Origin of the sequence: Vibrio sp. A1-1 (genome assembly GCF_021728175.1) — a bacterium.
GTDB classification, from domain to species: Bacteria; Pseudomonadota; Gammaproteobacteria; order Enterobacterales; family Vibrionaceae; genus Vibrio; species Vibrio diabolicus.
Window position 1 is genome coordinate 44,531 of the sequence record NZ_JAKKCL010000022.1, and the last position, 8,028, is coordinate 52,558.

Below are 8,028 nucleotides of genomic sequence, written 5' to 3' on the forward strand. Positions count from 1 at the left end.
AAGGGGGGTGTGGCTTTGATGATACCTGAGTTCGCCCAGACCTGTTGGTATTAGATAAAAATAGCAACTTGGTGATAATCTAAATCGAGTTAGGCTAACAGAACTAATAATAAACATATAATAGCCTCAGACTTAGCTAAAAGTACTGAGGCATCATGGAATCATTGATATGGAAAGTTTACTTGTTAACGTCAGCAAATATGCATCAAGTCATCAAACATCCCCTACAGAAAACTTTATTACCGAAGCGTTTGCTTGGCTACTTAAGTATGATGAAGTGGTCAGAAAAGCATATGCTCAGCTACTTGCTGAAAAATCACCACAGTATAGAGCGGAGATCTTAAATCTATCCACTTCCACAGATATAGATACTCAAGTCAATTTTGGTGGAAAGTATCCTGATCTGTTGTGGAACTCCACCGATGAGGACTTTTGCCTTGTTTTTGAGCACAAGGTTTGGTCTGAACTACACAATAAGCAACTCAGTAATTATCGAAAATTCGCTAAAGCGCATCTGAATAAGTCATTCCTCATCGCTCTCGTTACTGCTCATTCTGGACAACACCGCCAATCACCGGATATCGCTTTGTGTTGGTATGAAGTCGCCAAAATTATTGAGTCGCTAGGTGAAGGTGATAATAAAGAGAGCTGGTTGCGCGCTGAGTTCGTTAACTTAATAAAAAGCAATGGATTAGTTAATTCAACACCGCTAAATCCTTTGGCGATCGCCTATTACAATGACGTTAAAAATATAGATAAGCAGCTTTATGAAATAGCGCGTCGCTCTCTGCATCGGTCATGGCCTGTTTATCAGGAAAGTAATAAGGTTAAATTTCACATTCCGCCTAAACACCGTAACGCGCGTGGTCGCTACGATGCTTTCGGTCGAATTGGTTTGGAGTTTTCTTCAATCAATGCAGGCAATGACGAAAGTGGCTGGATACCCGGAATATTCTGCGGGTTTATTATGGACGGGTATGATCATCAAGTCGAAGATTTGATGGGAAATGGGCCTATTGCATCGCTAGTGTTGAGTGTTAATAAAAGCATCCAGTCTAGTTTAAAATCTCAAGGGTATTATGACCTTCTGGTCAATGAAATTAAGGCGAAATTACCCACAGATTGGAAGCTAAGTGATAGAACTATTGCAGGGCATAAATTAAACCCGTGGCATCCTTTGATTATATATCGCGAGCTTACGAGTTTTATTCAGGATGCTCAGACGTTAGAAGAGCAGACGGAAGTATATTTTACTCAAATGGCAATGTTACAAAGCGTTTTTCTTGAGAATGACGCGTTTAATTCCTTTTGCACCGAGATGCAGCGCTTAAGTAGCGAGGAACCAAAGTGATAACAGAAGACCAACTAGAACAACAATGCCTCGATTGGTTTAAAGAGCTAGGCTACCAATACCAAAATGGCTATGACATAGCACCGGATGGTGATACGCCTGAACGTGAAAACTATCAGCAAGTCACTCTACAGGCGCGTTTAGTGTCTGCCTTGGAAACCTTAAACCCTAATGTACCCAGTGACACCTTAATCGAAGTAGCGAAAACCGTTGCCACGCCGCAAACGCCTGTACTTATTAAAAACAACAAACTCTTTCACCAATATTTAATCGAGGGTGTGCCCGTTGAATACTCTGTGATGGAGCAAGAACAATGGGTGAGCAAACATACTCATGTTCGCTTAATTGATTTTGAGAACCGTGAGAATAACGAATTCTTAGTGGTCAATCAGTTCACCATTACAGGCACCAAGGTCAATCGCAGGCCTGATGTCGTGGCATTTATCAATGGCTTGCCTTTGGCAGTGATAGAGCTAAAAAACCCAGCCGATGATCACGCCGATATTTGGAATGCTTACAATCAAATCCAAACTTACAAAGAAGAAATCGCTGATCTCTTTGTATTCAATGAAGCGCTGGTCATTTCTGATGGTTGGACGGCGCGAGTCGGATCGTTAACGGCTAATAAAGAGCGCTTTTTGCCATGGAAAACCATCGAGGACGAAGACGATAAGCCGTTACTCGAATTCCAATTAGAGACCATGGTGCGTGGCTTCTTTAAGCCAGAATTGCTGCTCGATTACATTCGCTACTTTGTATTGTTCGAAAATGATGGCGACAAGATCATCAAAAAAATCGCAGGTTATCACCAATTCCATGCCGTGCGTGCTGCGGTGAAAGCAACTGTCATCGCGGCCACAACCTCTGACCAAGTCACCGAACCACGAGCCAACTATGCCAATACGGTGGTGCCCGGAAGCAAAAAAGCAGGCGTGGTTTGGCATACCCAAGGCAGCGGGAAAAGCATTTCGATGGTCTGCTACGCGAGTAAGTTACTTCAACAGTCGGAGATGAATAACCCAACTTTAGTGGTGGTGACTGACCGTAATGACTTAGATGGTCAGTTATTTAATACCTTCACCATGGCTCAAGAAACGTTGAAGCAAATCCCTCAACAGGCTGAAGATCGTGATTCATTACGCGATTTACTTCTTAACCGTCAGTCCGGTGGCATCATCTTCACAACCGTACAAAAGTTTGCGCTGCTCGATGAAGAAATGGCACATCCTATCCTTTCTGAACGATCTAATATCGTGGTGGTTTCCGATGAGGCGCACCGCAGTCAGTATGGCAACAAAGCTCGACTTGTTGATGTCAAAGACGAGAACGGCAATGTGATTGATCAGCGTTATGTGTATGGCTACTCAAAGTATATGCGTGACGCGCTACCAAATGCGGCCTTTATTGGTTTCACGGGTACACCGATATCGATGGATGATAAAGATACTCGTGGTGTCTTTGGTGACTATGTCTCTATTTACGATATTCAAGATGCTGTCGATGATGGCGCCACTGTGCCGATTTACTACGAATCTCGCTTAGCCAAGCTCGATATTAATCAAGGTGAAATCGAAGCGCTTAACGATCAGGTCGAAGAGGAAATAGGCGAAGACGAAGAAACTGAGAGTCGTGAGAAAATAAAATCACAGTGGTCAGCTCTCGAAAAACTCGTTGGTGCAGAGCCAAGAATCCAGCAGGTTGCGCAAGATCTGGTTGAGCACTTTACGACTCGCTGTGAAACCTTTCCGGGCAAGGCTATGATCGTTGCCATGAGTCGCGAGATTTGTGTGGATTTATACGATGCAATTGTGGCTATCAAACCCGAATGGCATAGCGATGATCCAAATAAAGGCGCGATCAAAATCGTCATGACTGGCAGCGCCGCCGACAAAGCTAAAATGCAGCCTCATATCCATGATAAGAAGACTAAGAAGCTTTTCGAGAAACGTTATAAAGACACCAGTGATGAACTGCAATTAGTAATTGTCCGTGATATGTGGCTAACAGGTTTTGATGCGCCTTGCTGCCATACCATGTATATCGACAAACCAATGAAAGGTCATAACCTGATGCAGGCGATAGCGCGTGTGAATCGCGTGTTTAAGGATAAGCCCGGAGGTTTAGTTGTTGACTATATTGGTATTGCCAATGAGCTTAAAAACGCACTTAAGACCTATACCAACAGTCAAGGGAAAGGTCAGCCTACCGTCGACACCGCTGAAGCTTTCGCTGTCTTCATGGAAAAAATAGACGTGATTCGCGGAATGTTTGCCACGCCCGTCGATGGTACAGTCTTCGATTATCGTCCGGATTTTGAAACCAAACCACTGCAACTGCTTCCGGGAGCCGTGAACCATATATCTGGCCTCTCACACCGCAACAGCAAAGGTGAAGAAGTTCGTGATGGTAAACGCCGTTTTCTTGATGTTATGGCTGCGATGATGAAAGCCTTCTCACTGTGTAATACCTTGGATGAAGTGGACGGCTATAAGAGCGAGATTGCCTTTTATGGAGCGATTAAGACCGCCTTCTTAAAACATTCTACTGTTGACAAGAAACGCAGCGACGAATTACGCAATTCTGCTTTGCGCCAGATCCTCAACAATGCAATTGTGGCAGATGGAGTCGATGACATCTTCAAAACCGTTGGCTTAGATAAGCCCAATATTGGCTTGCTCTCTCCTGAGTTTTTGGAAGATGTCGCCAATATGAAAGAGAAGAATTTAGCCGTAGAACTGCTAGAAAAGCTGCTGCGCGACGAAGTAAAAGCAAGAATGAAAAACGATGTAGTGCAGGAAAAGAAATATTCCGACCGTATTATGTCGACTTTGCAGAAATATCATAATCGCAACATTGAAACCGCGCAGGTAATTGAAGAGCTGATCCAGTGGGCTAAAGAGATGCAGGCTGACGCTGAGATGATGGATAAGCTCAACCTATCTACTGATGAAATAGCGTTTTACCGTGCATTGGTCACCAACGAAGCTTCTGTGCGAACCCTAGGCGATGACAACCTTCGTCAACTCGCCATTGAACTCACTCACCAACTGCGTAAGTCCGCTACGGTAGATTGGCAGAAACGTGAGAGTGTCCGTGCTCGTATGCGCAACCTTGTACGTCGTTTACTGCGTCGTTGGAAGTACCCACCTGATGCGGCTGAAGAGGCGATTAAGCTTGTTCTCGATCAGGCTGAAGTGCTAGCTGATGGGTGGTATGCAGCATGATTTTAATAGAGGCAAGGTGTGAAAACCTTGCCTTTTGCATATTTATTTATCATTGACTTCCACTTTAGTGGGGTATTTGGCTCGGTCAGAATACATTAAGTAATGAATATAGGGTTATTTAGAGCATCGACCCTAAATGATTTTTGTCCAAAAGTGAGTTTCAAACAGTGTTGTCACTGTGACCACACTGTTTGGAGAGCTACGTTGCTAGAGTCTAAGTTTCAATCTTTATTGTCAGATTTGGCCTCTGGTAGCCACGATAGAAACGAGTTTCGGAAGTAGAAAAGTTTCAAACTTTAATGTCCTCCGATAATAGTGACAACAAAAAGGGGAACGATAGTAGTGAATCTATAACTCCTCAATCAGAGAGAAAAATGAGTGATACTCCAACCTCAGAAACTCAGACTAGTAACACTTCAGAGACTGATGGTGGGATGAGTAGAGATAGGCAGAAAGAAGCACCTCAGAGGGAAGGAAAGTCTTTATCTCAAAACGATAAGGCAGACACCAAAGAGGAGCACTCTCCGGGTTCTCAGCGCTCTATCGAGCCTAAAAATGACTAGATGTAAGATAGAAAATGGTGGGATTTCCCGCCATTTTTTTGGTTGCGTACAAAAATTTTGTAAAATTAAAATAAACGATGATTGATGATGGTTTCTTATTTACCGCACTTATTCCGGCAGTAATCTGCCTAGCCTTAGCTCGATGGAGACAGGTTGCAGCCAAAACGCGACGAGAAGAGGATAAACGCCGAAAACTAAATATACCCAAGGAACTTAGTTTTAAACATAAGGCATTAGTTCACACAAAAAACTTCTTAGATAAGCCAAAGGTGCCGCTTTCCAGAGTGTTGCTAGATATTGTTGATAAAGGCGTGGTTTGGATTTTTTATATATCCGGTTCTCTTCAAATGCTGACAGCAATAAAAATGGTGTTGTAGATATCGCTCAGTAAACCAAAAGCCCCTAAATAGGGGCTTTTTCGTTATATCTCGGGTTTGATATGTGCTCTAGGTGCTGGTCTAGGCTTTGGTGTGCGATTAGGTTGGTTTTCTGGTTGATCAGGTTTTGGTTCTGGTTCGGGAATAGGACTCTGTCCAGCTCCGCCACCGATCCCGCGATCATCATCTAACACTTCTTCCTGTTTCGGTTTAGCTAAATCGATTTGTCTACTAATTTCATCAACAGCATCACTAACTGAGACGCCCAAAACTTTATTTAGTAGGTCTATCGCGTTATAGCGACGACGACCACCAACAATAATAATCAGGTGCTTTTTATCGTTACGCTCAAACCCAAGGCTATCAAAGTCAGGGGAGCGACCAAGTGGTTCAAGTCTTTCAAGAATGGCTTTAATCATCTCAGGTGTAACGGCGCTTTTGACGTGATCGCAAATAACTCTCGCTCTTCGATTAACACGTTCAGACAACTCCCTCTCAAGGCGATCTGAGTAAAGGTTTTTAGCAGGTTCCTTAAATTTTTCAGCGGTTGGTATTTTGATTTCAACAACCCTTAAATCTTTTTTCTCTTCCTGCGACAAACCAGCCTTCTGTCGTTCTATTGCGCGTTCTATAGCAGCCCTAAACTCTTTGCTTGACTCTTCAGTGGCTTTGATTGTCTCTAGTGACCAACCTTTTGCCAGAGCTTGTTGAACCATCAGATCAGCGATCTTATCTAACGGAGAATCTTTTGCTGTACTAGCTGATATCATGTCTCCGTTATCTTCTATGAAACACTTCCATTTCTTACTGAAATACTTGTGAATGTTAGGGTTTTCGTGAGGCGTAAGGAAAACCCCGTCATCGAGAAAAGAGCGATCAATATTCGTTTTATAAATTGAGTAAAATTGCCTTTGTTGTTTAGTTAATTCATTTATAAATCGAGTGGATTCATCGATGTTTCTTTTATTGCTGCGTCTGATCTGTTCTTCGCGCTCGCCTGTTGTTTGGTTTGGTCTTTTAGCGAGGAATTTAGCTCGTTTTTCCTCTATCAAGGCTCTACGTAGCTCTGTGTTATCTCGTATATCGACTCGATAGTTTGCTCCTGAGGCTAATGCACTATCAATGCGGCGGCGGCGAGCCTTAGCTGAGTATTTTGGCTCCAATTTGTCAGAAAAGACGTTGTTAATCAGGCTATTACTGAATGGGGATGACGTATCTGTCATGAATTGGGTTTTAAACCTTCTGATTGACTCGTCAATCTTAGTTTTATCAGATGTGTCTACTCGATACTGATCGTATAGGTAGTCTAAAAACTCAAGCCCTTTTCCTCGAACGTTTATGGTACGCCAACCACCACGACCTCTACCACGTTCCTTCTTGTGGTTGATCTGTATTTTCAGATACCTGTTGCCTCTTGTTGAGCCTGTTGCGATAGGTGTAATAGGTTCTGAAACATCAGCTATATGCTCAAATTCGCGCAGAGCATTTGTTAACTCTAATCCAGATCTTGGCTTGAATGCGAGGAGATGCTCGATTAGGTCTTGTCTAACCAGTTGCTCAATTTTTTTACCCTTGAGTGGCGTAACCCTCTCAATGTCTTGCTCTGCATTTTTTTCCATAACTGTAACAGGGTCTAAAAAACCATACTCTGAGCAGATTTCTGATTGAACAGCGGAGTGGTAAGCGAAATCTTTAGGGTCGTAGAATTTCAGTTTTCTTTGAGTTCTTTGGTCTAGTAATGAGACTGCAACATGAAGGTGGGCCTTTCGCTTTTTGCCATACTGATCCAGCATATGCTTACGAGTAGGAGTGTGCATTTCAAAATAGTAATTAAGTTCAGAAAGCTCACGATGGGGAATATTTGCTCGCAAAACCTTTTCAACAATCTCTCTATGCATATCATGCTGATCATGAACAAGCATGCTCTTGAATTTATCTACATCCGATTCATCGTAACTGATCACGATATGCTTGTAAGCGCCCTCCCATTGGCTGCGATATTTGCTGACCCATTTAGCATCACGCTCAATAGCTTCTAGCGAACCATGCAAGGGTGTTCTAATGTCGTACTCATCTCGATGAATTCCGGTTTGTCTGACCTTTCCATTTACTAAGTAATCTCCAATACCTCTTTTTCGAGTTTCAAATCTAATTATCATGTGTAAAATTTTATTTTTTTCTCACAACTTCAATGTGTTCACCAAAACTCTCCTCCATTAAAAATTTTAAGGTTGAAATTTGACGGTAAACAAGGACAAACTTAATTGCTAAATCAGAGTGCTTTTCTTGTAATATCTCAAGCGCCCTTGCCATGCTATTAAATCTAGAAAAATAGAATCTCTCCATCTTGTTTACGAGATGCATATGACCTAAATCCACGGGCTGAATTTTATAGTTAGAGGTCAACATTAGTCGGCAGATCTGATGAATGGATTCTGAGCCTTTCGCTCGTTCAGTTATTGACTCATAAAGAGATTCTGTAACGCGAAATGTTAATTTAACTCCACCCCTAC

General features: G+C 42.6%; 6 protein-coding genes. 4 read left to right on the forward strand and 2 right to left on the reverse strand.

Translation table 11 applies throughout. The annotated features are described in order from the left end of the window. The first annotated feature begins 169 nt into the window (after positions 1–169). From L3V30_RS22080 to L3V30_RS22095, 4 genes are all read left to right on the forward strand, one after another. The gene (locus tag L3V30_RS22080; protein ID WP_237309911.1) at positions 170–1,351 is read left to right on the forward strand and encodes a PD-(D/E)XK nuclease family protein; all 1,182 of its coding nucleotides are present in this window, start codon (positions 170–172) and stop codon (positions 1,349–1,351) included. Next, positions 1,348–4,575 (forward strand): type I restriction endonuclease subunit R, encoded by a 3,228-nt coding sequence (locus tag L3V30_RS22085; RefSeq protein WP_237309913.1) that lies wholly within the window; start codon positions 1,348–1,350, stop codon positions 4,573–4,575. Before L3V30_RS22080 ends, L3V30_RS22085 begins: the two co-directional genes overlap by 4 nt. A 374-nt stretch (positions 4,576–4,949) precedes the next feature. Beyond that, complete coding sequence (locus tag L3V30_RS22090; RefSeq protein ID WP_154218827.1) at positions 4,950–5,138, forward strand: hypothetical protein; 189 nt, start codon at positions 4,950–4,952, stop codon at positions 5,136–5,138. 77 nt (positions 5,139–5,215) lie between these two features. Further along, positions 5,216–5,515, forward strand: coding sequence for a hypothetical protein (locus L3V30_RS22095; RefSeq protein WP_029844981.1), 300 nt, complete (start codon positions 5,216–5,218; stop codon positions 5,513–5,515). A gap of 44 nt (positions 5,516–5,559) precedes the next feature. Here L3V30_RS22095 and L3V30_RS22100 read toward each other — a convergent pair whose 3' ends face one another. Together L3V30_RS22100 and L3V30_RS22105 are read right to left on the reverse strand one after the other, a co-directional pair. After that, entirely contained in the window at positions 5,560–7,674 is a 2,115-nt protein-coding gene (locus tag L3V30_RS22100) for a hypothetical protein (RefSeq protein ID WP_029844982.1), read from the reverse strand. A gap of 10 nt (positions 7,675–7,684) precedes the next feature. Beyond that, the coding region (locus L3V30_RS22105; RefSeq protein WP_237309915.1) for a hypothetical protein at positions 7,685–8,028 on the reverse strand (344 nt) is incomplete at its 5' end.